Source organism: Pseudomonas sp. NFACC45, assembly GCF_900113505.1.
GTDB classification, from domain to species: Bacteria; Pseudomonadota; Gammaproteobacteria; order Pseudomonadales; family Pseudomonadaceae; genus Aquipseudomonas; species Aquipseudomonas tehranensis.
The window spans coordinates 121,627-142,348 of sequence record NZ_FOPO01000004.1 but is presented as its reverse complement, the minus strand read 5'-3'; the positions used below and the strand labels follow the sequence as shown (position 1 = coordinate 142,348).

At 61.0% G+C, this 20,722-nt stretch carries 19 protein-coding genes; 6 read left to right on the top strand and 13 right to left on the bottom strand.

The window, feature by feature from the left end:
* Nucleotides 1-56: 56 nt before the first annotated feature.
* Nucleotides 57-551: a DoxX family protein gene (locus tag BM132_RS08745; protein WP_092454658.1), complete on the bottom strand. Its 495-nt coding sequence runs from the start codon at nt 549-551 to the stop codon at nt 57-59.
* 234 nt (nt 552-785) lie between these two features.
* On the opposite strand from BM132_RS08745, the gene BM132_RS08740 reads away from it, so the two are divergent.
* Entirely contained in the window at nt 786-1,694 is a 909-nt protein-coding gene (locus BM132_RS08740; protein ID WP_092396559.1) for a LysR family transcriptional regulator, read from the top strand.
* An 11-nt stretch (nt 1,695-1,705) separates the two neighbouring features.
* Here the strand turns inward: BM132_RS08740 and BM132_RS08735 are convergent, their stop codons facing one another.
* The 4 genes from BM132_RS08735 to BM132_RS08720 all read right to left on the bottom strand — a co-directional run bounded on the left by BM132_RS08735 (nt 1,706) and on the right by BM132_RS08720 (nt 6,799).
* A complete protein-coding gene (locus tag BM132_RS08735; protein ID WP_092454657.1) occupies nt 1,706-3,841 on the bottom strand; it encodes a xanthine dehydrogenase family protein molybdopterin-binding subunit in 2,136 nt (711 codons plus the stop codon).
* Nucleotides 3,842-3,883: 42 nt separating this feature from the next.
* Nucleotides 3,884-4,339 carry a (2Fe-2S)-binding protein gene (locus BM132_RS08730; RefSeq protein WP_092396563.1) on the bottom strand — a complete coding sequence of 152 codons (456 nt, stop codon included), beginning with the start codon at nt 4,337-4,339 and terminating at the stop codon, nt 3,884-3,886.
* A gap of 283 nt (nt 4,340-4,622) precedes the next feature.
* Nucleotides 4,623-5,537: a hydroxymethylglutaryl-CoA lyase gene (locus BM132_RS08725; RefSeq protein WP_092454655.1), complete on the bottom strand. Its 915-nt coding sequence runs from the start codon at nt 5,535-5,537 to the stop codon at nt 4,623-4,625.
* Between the two features lie 59 nt (nt 5,538-5,596).
* Entirely contained in the window at nt 5,597-6,799 is a 1,203-nt protein-coding gene (locus BM132_RS08720) for a CaiB/BaiF CoA transferase family protein (protein WP_092396567.1), read from the bottom strand.
* A gap of 182 nt (nt 6,800-6,981) precedes the next feature.
* Here BM132_RS08720 and BM132_RS08715 point away from each other — a divergent pair, with 182 nt between their 5' ends.
* The 3 genes from BM132_RS08715 to BM132_RS08705 all read left to right on the top strand — a co-directional run bounded on the left by BM132_RS08715 (nt 6,982) and on the right by BM132_RS08705 (nt 10,089).
* Nucleotides 6,982-7,902 carry a LysR family transcriptional regulator gene (locus tag BM132_RS08715; RefSeq protein ID WP_092396569.1) on the top strand — a complete coding sequence of 307 codons (921 nt, stop codon included), beginning with the start codon at nt 6,982-6,984 and terminating at the stop codon, nt 7,900-7,902.
* Between the two features lie 119 nt (nt 7,903-8,021).
* Nucleotides 8,022-9,029, top strand: a complete 1,008-nt coding sequence (locus BM132_RS08710) for a TRAP transporter substrate-binding protein (protein WP_092454653.1) — start codon at nt 8,022-8,024, stop codon at nt 9,027-9,029.
* 118 nt (nt 9,030-9,147) lie between these two features.
* A complete protein-coding gene (locus tag BM132_RS08705) occupies nt 9,148-10,089 on the top strand; it encodes a LysR substrate-binding domain-containing protein (RefSeq protein ID WP_092454651.1) in 942 nt (313 codons plus the stop codon).
* A gap of 58 nt (nt 10,090-10,147) precedes the next feature.
* Here BM132_RS08705 and leuD read toward each other — a convergent pair whose 3' ends face one another.
* From leuD to denD, 8 genes are all read right to left on the bottom strand, one after another.
* A complete protein-coding gene (gene leuD / locus BM132_RS08700; protein ID WP_092454650.1) occupies nt 10,148-10,756 on the bottom strand; it encodes a 3-isopropylmalate dehydratase small subunit in 609 nt (202 codons plus the stop codon).
* Nucleotide 10,757: 1 nt separating this feature from the next.
* Entirely contained in the window at nt 10,758-12,179 is a 1,422-nt protein-coding gene (gene leuC, locus BM132_RS08695; RefSeq protein WP_092454648.1) for a 3-isopropylmalate dehydratase large subunit, read from the bottom strand.
* 228 nt (nt 12,180-12,407) lie between these two features.
* The gene (gene yghU, locus BM132_RS08690) at nt 12,408-13,247 is read right to left on the bottom strand and encodes a glutathione-dependent disulfide-bond oxidoreductase (protein ID WP_092396579.1); all 840 of its coding nucleotides are present in this window, start codon (nt 13,245-13,247) and stop codon (nt 12,408-12,410) included.
* Nucleotides 13,248-13,375: 128 nt separating this feature from the next.
* A complete protein-coding gene (locus tag BM132_RS08685) occupies nt 13,376-14,029 on the bottom strand; it encodes a substrate-binding periplasmic protein (protein ID WP_256244224.1) in 654 nt (217 codons plus the stop codon).
* Between the two features lie 106 nt (nt 14,030-14,135).
* Entirely contained in the window at nt 14,136-15,479 is a 1,344-nt protein-coding gene (locus BM132_RS08680; RefSeq protein WP_092396583.1) for a diguanylate cyclase, read from the bottom strand.
* 1 nt (nt 15,480) lies between these two features.
* On the bottom strand, nt 15,481-16,251 hold the full coding sequence (locus BM132_RS08675; protein ID WP_092454646.1) for a substrate-binding periplasmic protein: 771 nt from the start codon (nt 16,249-16,251) through the stop codon (nt 15,481-15,483).
* 208 nt (nt 16,252-16,459) lie between these two features.
* A complete protein-coding gene (locus BM132_RS08670) occupies nt 16,460-17,866 on the bottom strand; it encodes a GntP family permease (protein ID WP_092454644.1) in 1,407 nt (468 codons plus the stop codon).
* A gap of 59 nt (nt 17,867-17,925) precedes the next feature.
* A complete protein-coding gene (gene denD, locus BM132_RS08665) occupies nt 17,926-18,882 on the bottom strand; it encodes a D-erythronate dehydrogenase (RefSeq protein ID WP_092454642.1) in 957 nt (318 codons plus the stop codon).
* Nucleotides 18,883-19,073: 191 nt separating this feature from the next.
* Here denD and BM132_RS08660 point away from each other — a divergent pair, with 191 nt between their 5' ends.
* The gene (locus BM132_RS08660; protein ID WP_256244223.1) at nt 19,074-19,790 is read left to right on the top strand and encodes a FadR/GntR family transcriptional regulator; all 717 of its coding nucleotides are present in this window, start codon (nt 19,074-19,076) and stop codon (nt 19,788-19,790) included.
* Between the two features lie 21 nt (nt 19,791-19,811).
* Nucleotides 19,812-20,720, top strand: coding sequence for an L-threonate dehydrogenase (ltnD, locus tag BM132_RS08655; RefSeq protein ID WP_092454641.1), 909 nt, complete (start codon nt 19,812-19,814; stop codon nt 20,718-20,720).
* Nucleotides 20,721-20,722 lie beyond the last annotated feature (2 nt).

Sequence of the window (20,722 nt, the reverse complement as noted above, 5' to 3'; positions counted from 1 at the left end):
ACCGCAATCCGTTATCGACTGTCAGCCGATGCCGGTCGATAAGCGCTGCGCAGCCGTCAAAGTTCACGACCCAGAATGCGATCCAGTGAATGACGACCGCCCCCTTTGAAGGAGATATACGTGAAAAGAAAGCCCATTAATACCGGGTATTCGATGCCTCGGTCTATCCAGGGCCAGTTCGGGCCAAGGATGTAAGCGATCGCCGCCATCTGTATGGCCATCGCCACCGCCAATGGCCGGGTCGCCAATCCTAGCGCCAGCAGCAACCCACCCAAACCTTCAAGCCAGGCAACGAACAGGCCCAATAGCTGGGGGAATGGCAAATGCAGCACGTTTTCGATCAGGTGAATCGAACCGGCCATGGGATCGGCCATCGACCCGTGTGAAGTTCCCAAGAGCTTGGGCAAGCCATGGGTCACCATGATGATGCCCAGGCATAACCTGAGCATTGCATAAGCCAGAGGCTCGCCTGATTGGTAAAAAATACCCAGGGCCGGGAGGAGCAGCTTCGAGGGCTGTTCAGCATGGGGAGCATGAGAGGTCGGTTTCATCTGAATGATGTCCTGGGGTGGTTTTATCAAAAGGCTGACGAGAAGATTGTGGTGTCTTCCTGTCGATGGATAAATCGACCGGGCTGCAATGACAATTCAGCTCCCATGAACAATCGGCGCACCGTGTCCCCCTTGCGCCGTCGTAAAAGTAATACTGATTGCTTCGAAGGGCTGGATTAGTCAGGTATCGCAGGTAAGACTGTTCATCCCTCACCCATAAAAAAGGCGTCAACGATGGACAAATTCGATGCCTTGCAACTGTTCATCCGCATCATCGAGCAAGGCAGCTTTACTCGTGCAGCCAATGGTCTGGATATCCCGCGGGCGACTGCGACGCTGGCCATCAAGCAACTGGAGCGCCAGCTCGGGGCGCGTCTGCTCGAGCGAACAACCCGGCAGGTTCGGCCGACACTCGACGGCCAGGCCTTCTATGAGCGGTGCAAGGCGGTGCTCGCCGATCTGGAGGATGCCGAGTCTTCACTCAGCACGGTCGTGGCGAATCCACGTGGCACCTTGCGTCTGGATTTGCACGGGAGCCATGCGACCCGGATCATCCTCCCGAACATCCAGGATTTTCATCGGCGCTATCCCGAAATCAATCTGGTCATCAGCTGCGGTGACCGGTTGGTGGACCTGGTCAGCGAAGGCGTCGATTGCGTGGTCCGTGCAGGTAATCCGCGTGATTCTTCGCTGGTGGCCAAGCGGCTGGCGTTGATGCCTGAAGTCGTCTGTGCCAGCCCCGGCTATCTGGCCGAACACGGCACGCCTATGTTTCCACAGCAGCTTGCTGAACATCAGGCCGTGGGCTTCTTTGCCAGCAACCACGACATACGTTACCCCTTCACCTTCGTCATTGACGGCCAAGTGGTCGAGCTGGAGCCGGGCGGCTGGATTTCAGTCAATGACGCCGAGTCTTACTGCTGCTGTGCGTTGAACGGCTGCGGACTGATCCAGGTGCCGCGCTTTCGCGTGGAGCAATACCTGGCGTCAGGGGCGTTGGTCGAGGTCCTCAGTGACTGGCCCAGTCCAGGACTGCCGATTTCGGTGCTGTATCCCTATCACCGCCAGCTCTCCCCACGACTCAAGGTGTTTGTCGAGTGGGTGAGCGCTCTTTATGTCGAACGTTTTGGCCCCCTGACCTGACGGCCTTCGCTTCATGCGCTGCTCGATGGACGCAACGGCAGGTCACGCAAGCGTTGACCCGTCAGCGCGAAAACCGCGTTGGCCACGGCCGCAGCGATAGGGGGCGTTGCCGGTTCGCCTACACCGCCAGGGCTCTCGGTGCTGGGCAGTACATGCGCCTCGATCTGCGGCATTTCGTTGATACGCAGCACCCGGTAATCGTGAAAGTTGGACTGTTGGACCCGGCCCTCCTTGATGCTCATCTGCCCGAACAACGCTGCACTGAGACCGAAGACAATAGCGCTTTCCATCTGTGCCTTGATGTTGTCAGGGTTGACTGGGATGCCGCAGTCGATCGCGCACACCACGCGATGTACGCGGATATTCCCACCTTCGATGGAAACCTCCACCGCTTGAGCACAGTAGCTGCCAAATGATTGATGCACGGCGAGGCCATGGCCGCGCCCCGGTGCCGGCGTGCGCCCCCAACCGAAGCGTTCGGCGGCAAGGTTCAACACGCCCAGGTGCCGTGGGTCCGATTCAAGCAGCAGGCGTCGATACGCCAATGGGTCCTGCCCGGCGGCGTGTGCCAGTTCATCCACCGCGCTCTCCATGACGAACGCGTTGTGGCTATGGCCAACGGAGCGCCAGTACCACACGGGAATGTTCGACCGGGGGGAGTGCGCTTCGACCCGATACGCCGGGCTGCGCATGATGTAGGGCGAGTCGCTCATGCCTTCGACAGACGTCGGATGAATGCCCGGCGCATCCGGAAATATCGACTGCCCCGCCGAGGTTTGCGACCAGGCCACCGGTCGCCCGTCCGACCCCAGGGCAACACGCAGGTGTTGTGCGAAGGCTGAACGGTAGTATCCACCTTGCATGTCATCCTCGCGGCTCCAGAGGGTTTTCACCGGCACGTTCACAGCCTTGGCGACCTCCACCGCTTCGGCAATGAAATCCTGCAACGCCCGCCTGCCAAAACCGCCGCCCAGGAAGGTGGTGTGAATACGTATTTGCTCAGGGGCAAGACCGGTGATCTTCGCGGCGGTTCGTTGATTGAACGTTTGCATCTGGCTGCCGACCCAGATGTCACAGCCGTCGTCGCTGAGCTTCACGGTGCAGTTGAGTGGCTCCATTGTGGCGTGCGCGAGGTAGGGCACGGTGTATGTCATCTCGATTATTTTTTGGCCCGTCTTCTGTGCTGACTCGACCTCGCCGTGTTGCGTGACGACCTGGCCCGCTGTGTGGGTCAGGGCGGTTAAATCCTGGCGTTGCTGATCGCTGTCGAGGATGACGGTGCCGCTTGCAGCCTCCCATTGCACTTGCAGCGCATCGCGCCCGCGCTTGGCCGCCCAGTAATGATCAGCGACGACCGCAATGCCGCTGGGGATCTGAACCACATGGCGTACGCCAGGCAGTGCCTTGGCCTGGGTCGCATCGAAGGTGCGGACCCTGCCGCCGAGCATCGGCGCCCGTGCAACCACGGCGCAGAGCAAGCCGTCGAACTGGATGTCGATGCCATACTTCGCGCGCCCGCTGATCTTTTCTGGCGAGTCCAGCCGTAAGGCGCCCTTGCCGATCAGCGTCCACGCCGCCGGATCTTTCAGGGGCAGCGTCGCCGGATCTGGCGACGGCAGCGTGGCGGCCTGTTCGGCCAGTTCACCATAGCGCAGACGGGTATTGCCGGCGATGACCTCGCCATGCTCTGTGCTCAATGAGCTGGGTGCCTGGCCGAGACGAATGGCCGCCGCCTGGATCAACAGCGTCCGCGCCATTGCGCCCGCCCGGCGATAACGCTCGAACTCATCACGAATGCTGGAAGAGCCGACCGTGCCCTGAAACCCCCGCCGGAGACTGGCATAGACGGCGGCGGCCGGCGCATGCTCGACCTTGAGTGTGCTCCAGTCAGCGTCCAGTTCTTCGGCGATGAGCAGGGTCAGGGTGGTCCAGACCCCCTGGCCCATTTCGGCATGAGCCAGCAAAATGGTGATGCTGTCATCCGGTGCTATGCGCAGGAAGGCATTGGGCGCGAATTCGGCGGACTCCAGGTCTTGCGCCATCAGGCGTTTGCCAGCGGGCACCGTGAAACCGACAATCAGGCCACTGCCAAGCACGGCACCAGACTTAAGAAAACTGCGACGAGAAGAGACAATCGTGGCATTCATTGCAGAGCACTCCCTGGCTGAAAGGTGGCTGATGGAATGGGGTCAGGCCTTGCTCAAGTCGGCGGCGCGGTGGATGGCCAAACGAATGCGCTGGTATGTGCCGCAGCGACAGATATTCCCGGCCATGGCCTGATCGATGTCGGCGTCGGTGGGGGCAGGGTTGCTTGTCAGCAATGCCGCGGCGGCCATGATCTGGCCGGACTGGCAATAGCCGCACTGGACGACATCCAGTTCGGTCCAGGCACGCTGAACCGGATGGCTGATATCGGCTGACAGGCCTTCGATGGTGGTGATCTTTTTACCGGCCAGGGCACCGACAGGCGTGATGCAACTGCGCTGGGGCGAGCCGTCGATATGCACGGTGCAGGCGCCGCATAAACCCATCCCGCAGCCGAACTTGGTACCGGTCATGTTCATCAGGTCTCGAACGACCCACAACAGCGGCATATCGTCGGGCGCATCCACCTCCAGTTCGCGTTCATTGACCTGTAGCTTCATCGTTGACTCCCAGTCTGCAAAGAGAAGATCCGTGGCGACATCGAAGACACTGATTGGCGAGGGACACCCTCGGGTTCAACCCGATCGATATCGGCAATGACTCGCGGGCTTTGTCGTCAATGGGATCGAGATGGAGCTTACAAGGCGGGTACGCTGGCGATAAAGCCAGCAGGTTTGAATGGTCTGTGCAGGACGCCATAACAATTTGGCGGACGCTGGAGTGCGCGCTGAGGCGCTTGCCTATCGGTGCGGTAGCCTCGGGCCGAGGCTGCCGGCCTGGGTTCTATTGAGCTTTTGCATAGCGTCGGTCGGACTTGCCGGCCTTGAGGATTGCCCCAGGCACCGGGTGGCCGACCAGCGTTGGCAGGGTGGCCGCCGCCGCCAGTAACTTGTCCAGGTCGACGCCGGTGTCCAGTCCCATGCGCTGGAACATGTGCACCAGATCCTCGCTGCAAATATTCCCGCTGGCACCCGGCGCATAGGGGCAGCCGCCCAGCCCACCGAGGGAGGCATCGAAACGATCGATGCCGGCCTCCAGCGCCGCCAGCGCATTGGCCAGCCCCATGCCTCGGGTGTTGTGAAAGTGCAGGGTAAACGGGGTGTGCGGCCAGCGCGCCAGGGCTTCACGGCAGATGCGCGCGACCTGTGCCGGATCGGCCATGCCTGTGGTGTCACACAAGGTTACGCCCTGCACGCCGATGTCCAGCAAGCGCTGGATCAGTCCATGGACCCGCGCTTCGGCGACCTGGCCTTCGAACGGGCAGCCGAAGGCGGTCGACAACGAGGCGTTGATGAACACGCCGCTTCCCTGGCTGACGGCGATGATCTGGCGGAACTGCTCGAGCGATTGCTCGGCCGTCATGCGCAGGTTGGCCACGCCATGGCTGTCGCTGGCCGACATCACCAGGTTGATCTCGTCAACCTCGCAGGCCAATGCCCGCTCACAGCCCTTCACATTGGGCACCAGCACGCTGTATTCCACCCCTGGCATGCGACGGATGCCGCGCATCACCTCTTCGGCATCGCGCAGGCTGGGAATCGCCTTGGGCGAGGTGAAGGAGGTGACTTCGATTTTCGCCAGGCCGGTTTGCGCCAGGCGATCGATCAGGGCGATCTTGTCTGCGCTGGGGATGAACTGGGCTTCGCTCTGGAAGCCGTCGCGGGTGACGACTTCCTGGATGTACAGGCGTTTGCTCATGGGGCGGTTCTCCGGGTGACGGTGAGGGGGCGCAAGCTTTTTTGCAGGCGCCTCCTTGTTCAGATGATGCCGCGCTCGCGCAGGCCGCGGACCTGTTCGCCGCTCAGGCCCAGACCGGCCAGCAGGTCGTCGGTGTGTTCGCCTAATTGTGGGCCGCCGGCGCCGAGACGCCCCGGGGTGCGGCTGAGTTTGGGCAGTACGCCCGGCACTTTCAGCGCGCCGGCGCTGGTCTGCACGGTCTCGATCATCTGGCGCGCAAGGTAGTGCGGGTCCTTGACGATATCGGCGGCGGTGTAGGGGAATCCGGCCGGCACCAACGCCTGATTCAGTGCCTCCAGGACCTGATCTCGATCGTGTTGCCGGGTCCATTCGGCGATGGCCGCATCGATACGCTCGGCGTGTTCGCCACGCCCGTCGTTATGCGCCAGGCGCGGGTCGTCGGCCAGATCCGGGCGGCCGATCAGTTGCATCAATCGTTTGTAAATACTGTCGCCGTTGCCGGCGATCAGTACGTATTGACCGTCGTTGCAGGGATAGGAGTTGGACGGCGTGATACCCGGCAGGGCGCTGCCGGCGGGCTCGCGAATATAACCACAGGCGTCGTACTCCGGCACCAGGCTTTCCATCATGGCAAACACCGATTCGTACAACGCCACGTCAATGAACTGGCCCATGCCGCTGGTGTGGCGCTCCTGCAAAGCAAGCAGCACGCCGATGACCCCATACAGGGAAGACAACGAATCGCCCAGGCTGATGCCGACCCGTACCGGGGCCTGACCCGGGTGACCGGTGAGGTGGCGCAGGCCGCCCATGGCCTCGCCGATGACACCGAAGCCGGGGCGGTCGCGATAGGGACCTGTCTGCCCGTAGCCGGAGATGCGCAGCATGATCAGGCGCGGGTTGATCTTCGACAGAGTGTCCCAGCCCAGCCCCCAACTTTCCAGCGTGCCGGGGCGAAAGTTCTCGACCAGTACATCGGCTTCGGCCACCAGCCGGCGGACAATCTCCTGACCTTCCGCTGCTTTCAGGTTAAGGGTCAACGACTGCTTGTTGCGCGATTGCACATGCCACCAGAGCGAGGTGCCATCCTTGAGCTTGCGCCACTTGCGCAGCGGGTCGCCAACACCCGGCGGCTCGATCTTGATCACCTGGGCACCAAATTCCCCGAGCATCTTGCTGGCGAACGGGCCGGCGATCAGTTGGCCCATCTCCAGGACCTTCAGGCCTTGCAGCGCCATGCTGCTTACGTGTTGTTCTGTCATGTCTGCACCTTCGGGTCGTGCGCTGTTCTTTGTCAGGCAGGATGGCTCAGGCCCTGAAGCTGAACAATTGATCAATGACCAAGCCAGGCTTCGTATCTTGCGAAGTACCACCTGTGAGAACCTTGAACCTGTTCTTTATCGTGCTGCACGTCGTGATACACGACTGACAGGAGGCCGCGCCTATGCGTCGTATCGATTTCGTCACCCTCAAGCTGTTCGTCGCCATCGCCGATGAGCGCAGTCTGACCAAGGCTGCCGAGCGCGAGCACCTGGCCCTGGCGGCGGTGAGCAAACGGGTCAGTGACCTGGAAAACCAGTTGGGTATCGCCTTGCTCTACCGCCAGCCCAAGGGTGTCGAACTGACGCCGGCCGGGCATGCCTTGCTGCATCACGCCCGCAATATGATGGACAACCTTGCGCAGTTGAACGCTGATCTCAGCGAGTTCAGCGAAGGGGTCAAGGGACATGTGCGCCTTCACGCCAATACCTCGGCGGTGATAGAGTTTTTACCCGAGGACCTCAGTGCTTTTACCCGGTTGCACCCGCAGGTCAAAATCGACCTGGAAGAGCGGGTCAGCAGCGAAGTCATTCGCGCGGTGCGCGAAGGGCTTACCGATATCGGCATTTTCGCCGGCCATGTGCCCGCCGACGAGCTGCAGGTATTCAACTACCGTCACGACCGTTTGGTGCTGGTCACCCCACGCGCGCATCCGCTGGCCGAGCGCAGCCGCATCAGCCTGCACGAAGCGGTCAGCTACGACTTCATCGGGTTGCAGCAGGACGCCTCGTTACACGGCCTGCTGCAGCAGGCTGCGCGTCATTTGGGCACGCCATTGCGCCTGCGGATCCAGGTGCGCAGCTTCGAAGCCATTTGCCGGATGATCCACACCGGCATGGGGATCGGCATCCTGCCGGAGCTTGCCGTGCGGACCTATTTGCCGGCGCTCGATGTGCAGGTCATTGCGCTGGACGATCCCTGGGCGCGTCGCGAGTTGAAGATTGCCGTGCGCAGCCTGGAAGCGCTGTCGATGACAGCACGCCAGATGCTTGAACACCTGATGAGCAGCGAGCAACGGGAAGCTTCCATGGTCGAGCCTTCGTGAACGCCGAAGGCAGCATTGTTCAAATATGAATTTCAGTCGCGCAGGGACGGGAGTTAGAGTCCAAACGGACTGAGGGGGATGCGTCCCCAACGCTCAAACAAAAACAATAGGAGCTCACCATGAAGTATCCATCCGTGCGTCGTGGCCTGACCGGGGTGCTTGCCAGCTTTGCCCTGGTCGGTGCGTTGTCTGTCCAGGCCGCCGAACCGATTCTGATCAAGTTCTCCCACATCACCGCCGACAGCACGCCGAAGGGGCAGGGCGCCCTGATGTTCAAGAAGTTGGTGGAGGAGCGCCTGCCGGGTAAAGTGCAAGTGCAGGTCTACTCCAATTCGTCGTTGTACGGCGATGGCAAGGAGATGGAAGCCCTGTTGCTCGGCGAGGTGCAGATGTTGGCGCCGGCACCTTCGAAACTGGAGCAATACACCAAGCAATTGCAGTTGTTCGACTTGATGTTCCTGTTCGATGACGTCGCGGCGGCGCAGCGCTTTCAGCAGTCGGACAAAGGCAAGGCGTTGCTCCGGTCAATGGAAGGCAAAGGCATCACCGGGCTGGCCTACTGGCTCAACGGCATGCGTCAATTGACCGCGAACAAACCGCTGGTCAAGCCAAGTGATGCCCGCGGGCAGAAGTTTCGCGTGCAGCCGTCTGACCTGCAGGCCGCGCAATACAGCGCGTTGCGCGCCGTGCCGCGCAAGATGGCTTTCGCTGAGATCTACCAGGGCCTGCAAACGGGTGTGGTGAATGCGCAGGACAACCCCTGGTCGAACATCTATTCCCAGAAATACTATGAAGTGCAGAAGTACATGACCGAGTCCAACCATGCCATCGGTAACTACTTGCTGATCGCCAACACCCAGTTCTGGAATGGCTTGCCGGTGGATGTGCGCGATGACCTGGAGCAGATCATCGATGAGGTCACCGTCGAAGTGAACAAGCAGGCCGAGGCACTCAATCAGCAGGCCAAGCAAGGCATCATCGATTCGGGCAAGAGCGAGATCATCAGCCTGACCCCGCAGCAACGTGATGCCTGGCGCGATGCCGTGCGTCCTGCCTGGAAAGCCTTCGAAGCCCAGATCGGGACTGAATTGATCGAAGCGGCCCAGGCGGCCAACCAATCCAACTGAAAGAGCCTCAGTGGCGGCCCGCGATTGACCTGGGCCCGCCGCACTGATCAGGTCCGAGCGGGCGGGCGAGCATTCATAGGTGCTATTCTGCGCAAAAAGCGGAATAAGCAGGGCGGTCATGACCCCAGAAAACACGTTTCGTGTTCAAACTCCTCTGCCGGAGGACCTTCGGGTTTTCCTGACCGTGATTCGCAAATCCAGTTTTGCCGGCGCTGCGGATGAGCTAGGGCTTTCACCTGCATTTGTGAGCAAACGGATTCGAGTGCTTGAACAAACCTTGCGCACGCGACTTTTGCATCGCACCACTCGGCGCATTGCGCTGACAGAAGCGGGGGAAAAAACTCGGCGCTGGGCGATGCGCTTTCTCGACGACATGGATGATTTCGTAGGCGAGCTCACCGAGATTCGCCAAGCCCCTCGAGGCCTGCTGCACATTTGCAGCAGCTTTGGTTTTGGCCGTAATCATGTCGCCCCTGCGATCGCAGAGCTGTCATCGATCTATCCAGAACTGGAGGTGCGGTTGGATGTGTTCGACCGCGTGGTAGACATCGTTGCCGAAGGCTTTGATCTGGAGATCCGGGTGGGTGACGACTTGCCGGGACATCACATCAGCCGCAAGCTGCTCAGTAACCAACGGGTGCTCTGTGCCACGCCGGATTATCTGGAGCGGCGAGGGGTCCCGATGACGCTCAAGGATCTTGCTCATCATGACTGTCTGGTCTTGAAGGAGCGGAACAACCCGTTCGGTGTTTGGCACTTGAATCACGCCCACCGTGATGAGGTCGTCCGGGTCAATGGCAGGCTGTCGTCGAACAGCGGAGAGATCGTACTGCAATGGGCATTGGCTGGGCGCGGGATTCTTCTGCGGTCGTTGTGGGATGTTCAGCCCCTGCTGGATCAAGGCAAGCTGGTCCGCGTGCTGCCCGACTACACCCAAAGCGCGAACGTCTGGGCGGTGTATCCGACCAGGCTGGCGGACTCGGCCAAACTTCGCGTTTGTGTGGAGTTTCTGGAGAACTCTCTGAAAAGGCTGCGGCTACCTGAGGCGTCCCAGCCCTGACGACGGCTTGGTCCGGCTGCGCAGGCCCGCGTGATGCAGGCCCTTGTTCGCTTGAGGCTCAGGCCAGCCAGGGGTTCGAACGATGGTGCCGTGCCTCGAAGTCGCGAATTCGTGACGTATGCTCAAGCGTTGTGCCAATCGCATCGAGACCTTCCAGCAGCGCTTTTTTGCGCAATGGATCGATCTCAAACCCAATCATCTTTCCGGTTTGAAGGTGAATCTGCTGGGCATGCAAATCGATCGTGATCTGCGAGTTTTCAGGTGACCCAACGAGATGGCTGATCTCCTGCTGTTCTGACTCCTTCACTTGAATGAGAAGAACACCATTGCGCTGGCAGTTGTCGTAGAAAATACCGGCGAAACTCGTGCCGATCAGTGCGCGTATACCCAATTGCTTCAGCCCCCAAACCGCGTGCTCGCGGCTGGAACCACAGCCGAAATTTGGCCCGGTGATCAGGAAACTGGCGTGATCCCAGGGAGCCTGATTGAGAATGAAGGCAGGATTAGGGGCGCCATCAACCAGGAAACGTAAGTCAAAAAAGACCCCGCGGTCCAGCCCATTGCGATCGATGCCCTTGAGAAACTGTTTGGGCATGATCACGTCGGTGTCTACATTCGCGGCGGGCAGCGGCGCGGCGGTACCGCGAACGATGGTGAATGGCTGCATTTCAGGTCTCCATGGACAGCTGGCGAACGTCGGTGAGGTGGCCGCAAATCGCTGCGGCGGCGACCATCGCCGGGCTCATGAGGTGAGTTCTTGCTCCGGCGCCCTGACGGCCCTCGAAATTACGGTTGGTACTGGAGGCGCAGCGATCGCCCGGTGACAGCACATCATCATTCATTGCCAGGCACATCGAGCAGCCGGACTGGCGCCATTCGAAGCCAGCATCCTTGAAGATCTGCGCCAGTCCCTCCGCTTGCGCCTGCTCACGCACCAGCGTGGAGCCCGGTACGATCATCGCGCGCACGCTCGCCGCTACTTTGCGGCCCCGAACGATGCGCGCGACATCACGCAGATCCTCGATGCGTGCATTGGTACAGGAGCCGATAAAGGCGTGACTGATCGGCACTCCCGCCAGTCGGGTTCCCGGCTCAAGGCCCATGTAGCGCAGTGCCCGCTGCAGGTCCTGGCGGCGGATCAGGTCGCTCTCCAAACGCGGATCCGGTACGCACTCACCAATCGGCGCGGCCTGGTCCGGGCTGGTTCCCCACGTCACCATCGGCTCCAATGCGCTGGCATCGAGTTCGACTTCCTTGTCGAAATGCGCTCCCGGGTCGGAATAAAGCGCTTTCCATTTTTCGACAGCCTGCTCCCATTGCGCCCCTTTGGGGGCCCGCGGCTTGTCTTTGAGATAGGCGTACACTTTTTCGTCCGGTGCCATGAAAGCACCACGGGCACCGGCCTCTACAGCCATGTTGCAGATGGTCATGCGCGCTTCGACGCTGAGGGACTCGATGGTGGGGCCGGAGAACTCGATGGCGTAGCCCGTCGCACCGGATGCGCCGATGTCGCGGATCAAGGCCATGATGATGTCTTTGGAGGTGACGCCTGCGCCCATCCGCCCGTGCACATTCACGCGCAGGGTCTTCAGACGTTTATAGACCAACGTCTGTGTGGCGAGCAGGTGTTCAATCTCCGAGGTGCCGATACCGAAACCAAAAGCGCCCAGCGCGCCATAGGTCGTTGTGTGGCTATCACCTGCGGCCACGACCATCCCGGGAAGAATGAAGCCTTGCTCAGGGGCAACCACGTGCTCAATGCCTTGTCGCTTGTCCAGGACATCGAACAGCTCGATTGCGAAGTCTCGACAGTTCTGCTCGAAGTAAGAAACCTGAAGCGCGCCACCCGCATCCGGCATGGTCGCAACGCGATCAGGCGTGGTCGGGTTGACATGATCGACCACGCCCAACGTCGATGACGGGCGCCATACCGTTCTGTTCGCTTCTCTCAAGCCGCTGAAGGCCTGGGGGCTGGTGTATTCATTGGCGACCTGGCGGTCGATGTAGAGCAACACATGGCCGTGGTCATCCAGCGTACAGACGGTGTGGGCATCTATATGCTTTTGGTAGAGCGTTCTGGGGCCTTTCATGACGGTTCTCGCGAGTGATCGGAAGGCGCGTCGGGAGGGCCTCACGATGCGCCGCGCTCGATGAGCAGTCATGCCAGCATAGGGAATGCGATTGCAGGTTCAATGGCTGAAAAGCCAATCATGGATTCACGATTCGTGTTTAATCTGCGCGGCGTTCAGCGATCGGATAGCGCCCGGCCTACCGCGGTTGCTATCCGGCGCTGACGGGGAAAGACCGGCCCAGTCCTTTTAATCCAGATCCTCAGCCCGATGCCGCTCCGGCACTTGGCTCGTTTCATCACCCCAGGTGCGGTTCACTCGTTGCCCACGGATCACCGCAGGCCGGTTGGCGATCTCCTCGGCCCAGCGTTGCACATGGGTGTATTCGTGGGCAGCCAGGAACTCGGCAGCCGAGTACACGTTGTCGCGAACCAATTGACCATACCAAGGCCAGACCGCGATATCGGCGATGGTGTAGCTGTCTGCGGCCAGGTATTGGCTTTCGCCAAGACGGCGATTCAGGACATCGAGCTGGCGTTTGGTTTCCATGGTGAAACGATTGATGGGGTATTCAAGTTTATCGGGCGCGTAAGCGTAGAAATGACCGAAGCCTCCGCCCAGATAGGGGGCTGCGCCCATCTGCCAGAACAGCCAGTTCAGGGTTTCGGTGCGCCCGGCCGGATCAGTGGGCAGGAAGGCGCCGAATTTTTCCGCCAGGTACAGCAGGATCGAACCGGACTCGAAAACCCGGATCGCTGGCTCCACGCTGCGATCAAGCAACGCTGGGATCTTTGAATTCGGGTTGATCTGGACAAAACCACTGGAGAACTGGTCGCCCTCGCCGATGCGAATCAGCCAGGCGTCATATTCGGCGCCGGTGTGCCCCAGCGCCAACAGCTCTTCCAGCAGGATGGTCACTTTCACGCCATTGGGCGTGGCCAGTGAGTACAGCTGCAACGGATGTTCGCCCACGGGCAATACTTTTTCATGGGTCGGCCCGGCGATAGGGCGGTTGATGTTGGCGAACTGGCCGCCAGACGGGGCGTTGTGTTTCCAGACTCTGGGCGGTACATAGGGCGCTTTGCTCATGGGAGGGGCCTCATTGCCGACGTTTAGTGACCGCGTGAACCGCGAAAAAAACTCTGGCTCAAGCCTGCCATAGGAAGGTCAGCGTCAGCAAATCACCCCGCGCGCAAGCACAGCATTAGCCTCACCGGCTAACGCTCTTGGGTCATGATCCGATCCACTTCGCCTGAAGCCTTGAGCTTCGCGAAAGCCTGTTGAGCCCGGGTGACGATCTCATCCGGGGTGCTCAGACTAAACGCCATGTGAACTCGGTGGGGTTGTTCATCCAGGGAAAAGACCTCTTGCAGGGAGGTGAAATCCACTTGGGCATCTTTGCTCATCAGGCGCGCAGTGTTCTCGGGCATTGGCAGCAACTGAATCTGCTGATTCAACAGCTTTTGAAAGTTATCGTGGTTGTCCGCCGATACCACCAGCCGGGTAAAGCCTTTCTGCTGCAGGTAAACCTGCTTGGCGTCATTTCGCACCACGCCTATGGTGTACTGCTTGGCGTCTTCAAGGCTGTCAACGGCGATGCCGTCACGTCCACGCAGCTTGTAAAGCTTGGTCGTCGCCCGATGTATTTCACCCACCCACTTGAACATCTGTTCACGGGCCGGAGTGCGATCGAGCGGGAAGATCATTACATTGGGTTCATGCAGTGCTTTTTCGTAAGCGCGTGCCCATGGGTACAGCAACATACGATAATCGCTGATCCCTGCGCCTTTTAAGGTTTCGTCGGCTATTCGAGTGCCCGGCCCGACGAGCGCGCCTTCACGCAGATAGGCGTATAACGAGTCTTCGGTCACGACTTCGATCGCCTCGGCGTGACTTTTCACGCTGATCAAGGCCAGGAGCAAGCACGAGCAGAGCTTCAGACGATAGTGCATACAAACCTCGCTGCACATGATGGTTTTATAAAGCGACGCAATTGCGCCCCTGGCGTTTGGCTCGGTACAGCGCCTGGTCGGCGCGTTGCAGCAGTTGATCGAAGTGGTCCATGGTTTTGGTGTCCAGCTCGGCGACGCCGATGCTCAGGGTGACAAAAGGGGAAACCGCTGAGCCGCCATGGGGCAGTTCAAGTTCAGCCAGGCTTTCACGAAACCGCTGGGCGGCCTCGCATGCCTGGCTGGCGTTGATATTGGGCAATACCACGACAAACTCCTCACCCCCCAGGCGAGCCGTCAGTTCGCCGGAGCGGCCGAAGACACTGCGCAGGGTTCCGGCGATCTGTTTCAAGCACTCGTCGCCCTTGATATGGCCGTAGGTGTCGTTGTAGATCTTGAAGAAATCCACATCGCACATCAGTACGGCTAGCGGGGTGTTGTGGCGGATCGCACGGCGGAATTCGACATCCTTCAGTTCATCGAAGTAACGACGGTTGGCCAAGCCGGTCAAGGCATCGTGACGCGACAGCGCTTCGAGGGCCTGGTTGGCGGCCTTGAGCTCCGAGGTGCGCGCCTCGACCAGTTCGGCCAACTGGTCGCGACTGGCTGCAAGGGCCAGTTCGTCCGAGTGCTGGCGTTCCAAATGGGCGTGGAGGTTGTCTTGCAGTGCATTGACTTTGAATTCGAGCAGGCTCAACTCGTCCTGGCGCTGGACCGAACGTTGCAGCTTGAGGTGGAAGTTGAGTGTTTGTGGTGAGAGTTTTCCCAGATGCCGGGCGATATGGACAACGTGTACGGTCACCAGACGGTTGAACATGGTCATGACCAGCCCGGCCAGCAGCAACGACTGGATCACCTGCGTGATGACGATGCTGCGGGCTTCGTCCCAGAGACGTTCCCAAAGCAGGTTGTTATCGCCCTCGATGGTCAGTTCACCGACCTTTTCGTTGGCGCCAAGATAGGGCTGCGCGACGAGCTGACGATGCAGCACCGGCGCCACGCTGGATGGATTGCTGGCATATCGATTGAACTCGATGATTTCTGGCGACTGTCCGGGTCGCAGGATATTGAGTACCACGCGTCCCACCGGCGCCGCATTCGCGACGCTGGTGATCTGCTTGTCCAGCGACTCACGGTCCATTTCCCAAATGGCATGGGCCAAGGTGTTCTGGAACACCTGGTCGATCAGGAGCAGCTCCGAATTCATCTGCGCCAGATTGTTTTCCCAGGCCTGCCAGGTACGCAGCGTGACCATCGCCAAGGTAAAGCACAGGCAGAACACCAGCGTGGCCAAAACCAGACGCCGTCCCAATGAGCTGAATGTTCTGGTCTTTGGCGGGTGAAGGGGGACCGTTCGAAAATCGTCGGCCATGTCATAACCACTTGCGCATGATGGCGTCGTAAACGCCATTGCGGCGGATGGTCTCCAGGCCTGAGCGGAATTTCTCGACCGTCGCGGCCGGCGTCTTGCGACTGAACGCCATGCTCAAGCCATCCTGACTGCTCAATTCGGGAAGCGGCAGTGAGCGGATCAACACTTTATCCGGGTCTTCCCCATTCTGGCGGGTCAGGTACAGCGCATTGAGCTCGTTGGAAATCCATAGCTCCACGTGATCGACCTTGAGCTTGCGGTAGTTGTGTTCGTACTTGTTGCTCGACTGAAGGTCTTTCCCAATGCGGAAACCCTTTGACACCAGGTATTGCTCACCCACGTCCTGATTGACGGTGGCAATCTGGTGACCGTGTGCATCGTCCAGCGAGTTGAGTTTTACCGGGCGCTCAGCCAGCGAGTACATGTACCACTGGGTTGGGGCGATGGCCCCGACCCACTGGAAAAGTGATTCGCGCGCAGGCGTTCGAACGATTGAATAGATCAATACGTTACTTTCATTGAGCGCCAGTTCGTAGGCCCGCGCCCAAGGCATGGGCTGGATGGACGCCTCTACGCCGACCTCCTTGAGCACTGCCTGGACCACCTCGGTGCTCATACCGGTCACTCGCCCGTTCTGCGTCATGTTATAGGGCGGCAGTTCTTCCGTAACGATGCGCAGCGCAGTCTCTGCGGCGGCGTTTGGCAGGGTTGCGCTTGCACCCAGGAACATCAGGACGCAGCACATCAGCAGACGGTTAAACGGAAAAATCATCGAGAGTGACCCTATGCAACCGGCAGAGGCGGCGAGGCCTGGGGACCGTCGTCACAAGGGTTATCGGCAAGGCTGGCGGGCGCTTGAGCGTCAGTCGTCGAAACCGCGGCGCCAGTGTACGGGGAGGTCGGCCCTGGTCAGGGGGAAACGGCAGAGGGGCAAGTCGGGGCAGGACTTTGCAGTGCCTGCCCGGTTGCCTCGCCGTTCGTTATCCGAGAATGGCGTTGAACAGCAACAGCGTGAGCAGGGAGGTGAACCAACCGATCGTGGTCGGAACCGACCAGGTCAGCATCTGGTGCTTGGCGTTGGTGACCCCGAGCATGCGGTTGACTACCCAGAAATAGCTGTCGTTGAAGTAGCCAAAGACCATCGAACCAATGGCCGCCGCCTGGGCGGCGAAGACCATGTTAACGTCGGGAATCGAGGCCAGGATCGGCGCGGAAATCGAGGCGCCGGTGATCATCGCGACGGTGCCGCTGCCCTGGATCAGGCGCACCAGCGAAGCGATCACGAAGGGGATCAACACCGCCGGCAGCGGCAAGGTGGCGACCCATTCGCCCATGTACTGGCCCGCACCGCTGTCGCGCAACACGGCACCCAATGCACCACCGGCGCCAGTGACCAGCAGGATGATGCCGGCGCTTTCCACGCCTTTCTCCATATGCGCGATGACTTCCTCACGCGGGCGCCGCGGCACCAGGCCATACAGTGCTGCCACGACCCCGAGGCCGACGGCAATGACCGGGTTGCCGACAAACGCGATGGTCTGGCCGAACAGGCTCTGGGTCAGGGTGCTGTCACCGTTGAGTTTGCCGAGGGCCACGACCAGGGTGTTGGCGAAGATCAGCAGGATGGGCAGCACGATCGGCAGCATCGACAGCCACAGCGGCGGCAGCTCGGCCTCGCGGGCATCGGCGCGTTCGAGCACTTCGCGGTAGGCGGTGGCGGGTTCGACCGGTTGCTGGCCGCTTTGCGCGATCATCGCCTCGATACGCGGGCCCATGAAGCGCGCGTAGGCCACCAGCACGAAGGTGCCGGGAATGGTGAACACCACGCCCCAGAAAATCATCAAGCCCACATCGATATTGAAGATCCCGGCAATCCCCAGCGGCCCTGGCGTCGGCGGAACCGCATGGTGGGTCAGCATCAGGCCGCTGGCCAGGGCAATACCCAGGGTCAGCATCGATTTGCCGCTGTTGCGTGCCAGCGCACGGACCAACGGGTTGAGGATGACGAACGCCGAGTCGCAGAAGATCGGCACCGAGACGATGTAGCCGGTCACCATCATCGCCCACTCTTCGCGTTTGTTGCCCAGCCAACGCACGAAGGTATAGGCCATCCGCTCGGCGGCGCCGGAGACTTCCAGCAGGCGACCCATCATCACACCGAAACCGATGACCAGGCCGATGGTCGACAGCGTGGCACCGAAACCGGTGGTGATGGATTTGACCAGCGCGTCCGGCGCCATGCCGCCGCCCAGGCCAGCGATCGAGGCGGCGATGATCAGCGCCAGCAGGGCGTGGATGCGGGTCTTGAGAACCAGCACGATGAGTATGACGATGGCCAGGACCAGGCTCACCATCAGCTGTGGACCGGCGATAGAAGTTGCGTCCATTGGGTAATCACTCTTGTTGTTATTGGATGGAACGACGGCACCGCCAGGGGCCGTCTGGGTCAGTGATTCATGCTGAGCTGGTGCGCCCTTACCACGCTGTCGAAGTCGGCATCACCGCGAAAGCCCAGTTGCAGCGGCCTTTGGATGTCGAAGTCGCCGGGCCAGCTGCAGACGATGCGCTGGATCCGCTCGTCCGGCTCAAAGCTGACCCGCGCGCGGGCCGCCTCGCCACCGACACGGGCGAGACTGTCGAGCATTTCGCTGACCTGCACGCTGATGCCGGGCAGGTTGAGGGTCCGACGCAGGCCAAGCGCCTGGCCGTCCAGGCGCGCGGCGTGGACCAGGTTGTCGACCACGGTCTGCGGCGAAGACAGCCACATCCGGGTATCCAGCGGTATCGGACAGTTGCTCGCCTCGCCGGCCAGGGGCTCGCGCAAGATGCCGCTGGCAAATGACGAGGCCGCTGCGTTGGGTTTGCCGGGGCGAACGGAAATGGTCGGCAGGCGACACACCCGGCCATCGATGAAGCCCTTGCGCGAGTAGTCGTTGATCAGCAGTTCGGCCATTGCCTTCTGCGCGCCATAGGACGATTGCGGCAGCGGTGCGAGTTCTTCGGGCACCTGCTCGGGCATCGGCCCGCCGAATACCGCCAGTGAGCTGGCGAACACGAAACGCGGTGCCTGGGCCTGGTGGCGGCAGGCTTCGAGCAGGGCGCGGGTCGCCTCGAAATTGACCCGCATGCCCAGGTCGAAATCGGCTTCGGCCTGGCCACTGACGATCGCGGCCAGGTGATAGACCAGGGAGGTCTCTGGACCGATCAGTGATTGGATAAAGGCCGGGTCACAGATGTCGCCCGTGTGCGACACCACACGCGGGTCATCGATGGGGCAGGGCGTCAGGTCGACTGAGACAAGGCTAGCGCCGGGGGGCAGCAGGTCGCTCGCAGTGGGCGCCAGCAGCGCTTCGATCAGGCGGGCGCCGAGAAAGCCAGCGCCGCCAGTTACCAGGATCTTCATGTATTGCACTCCGCTTAAGGAGAATATTCGGGGCAGCGTGCCGAACGCCCCGTATTCTTGTTATTTGATGAACCAGGTGACAAGCAGTTGTCATGTTGTATGATGAATTTAACGTGGACGCAACCGTTGCGTGTTTTCTTCTTGCTCACAGCGAGTGGCAGGGCAGCGCGACGATTGCCGGGAGAATCTGAGTGGACAGTCTGAACGACGTTACCCCCAAGCTGGCCGAACGGCTGGCCAAACGCCTGAGTGCGGCGGTCCATGAGGGCCAGTTGGCCGCCGGTAACCGCCTGCCCACCGAGCAGGCCTTGTGCGAGCAATACGGTGTCAGCCGCACGGTGGTGCGCGAGGCTATTTCGATGCTCAAGCGCGAGGGCATGCTCACTTCGCGCCAGGGCAGCGGCACCTTCGTCGTGCCCAATCCCAGTGTCGCGTTGCGCCTGTCTCCGCCCCAGGGCAACTTCGAGGCCGTGGTGGAAATCCTCGAGTTGCGCAGCGCGCTGGAGATCAAGGCCGCCGAACTGGCCGCGGCGCGGCGCACCAATGCGCAATTGCGGGCGATGCAAAACGCCTTGGCCGAGCTCGACGAAGCGGTCGAGCGGGGTGAAGACGGCGTGCGCGAAGACCTCGCCTTCCACCGTTCGGTGGTGGCCGCCACCGGCAACCAGCACTTTCTCGAAACCATCGATTTTCTGCACCAACTGTTGCAACAGGCGATCCGAGTGACCCGTTGCAATGAGGCGCGTAACAGCCAGTACATGCAGCAGGTCGACCAGGAGCACCACGCGCTGCTCGCCGCCATCGCCGCCGGTGACAGTGAGGCGGCACGTACCGCAGCCTCCTCGCACCTGCGTAACGCCGAAGTCCGCCTGCGTGAAGCGCGAAGCGAGGCCGACGCGTCCGGATAACAACCACAAGAGGATTCACCCGTGACAGCAATATCCAATATTGGTGTGGTCGGCCTGGGCTCCATGGGCCTGGGTATGGCGCGTTCCCTTTTACGTGCCGGTTTGCCCGTGTGGGGCTACGACATCCGCGAGGACGTGCGCCAGGCCTTCAGCGCCGAGGGCGGCCAGCCGGTCAGCGGCCTGAGTGACAGCGCGGCGCTCAGCGATCTGCTGTTCATCGTGGTGGTCAACGCCGCGCAGACCGAGCAACTGCTGTTCGGCGAGCAGGGAATTGCCGCGCGGCTGCGTCCGGGTTCCGTGGTCATCGCCTGTGCAACCATCTCGGCGGCGGCTGCGCGGCGCATCAGCGAGCGCTTGGCCGAGCACCAGGTGCTGATGCTCGATGCGCCGATTTCGGGCGGTGCGGTGCGTGCCGAGGCGGGCGAGTTGACCATTATGGCGTCGGGGCCGCAAGCGGCCTTCGAACGGGCGCAAACCGCACTTGCTGCGGTCGCCGCCAAGGTCTACCGGCTGGGTGAAGAGGCCGGGCAAGGCTCGCAGATCAAGCTGGTCAACCAGTTGCTCGCCGGGGTCCATATTGCCGCTGCGGCCGAAGCCATGGCCTATGGCATTCGCCAGGGCTGCGATCCCGAGGCGCTGTACGAGGTGATCAGTCACAGCGCCGGCAATTCCTGGATGTTCGAAAACCGCGTGCCGCATCTGCTGGCGGGTGATTATCGGCCGCGCTCGGCGGTGGATATTTTCGTCAAGGATCTGGGCCTGGTGCTCGACAGCGCCCAGGAGGCGGTCTTCCCGTTGCCGCTGACCGCCAGCGCCCACCAGATGTTCAAGCAAGCGTCGGCTTCCGGGCTGGGACGCGAGGACGATATCGCCGTGGTGAAGATATTCCCCGGTATCAGCCTGCCTGCCGCCGCCAACGAGGAGATTTGACC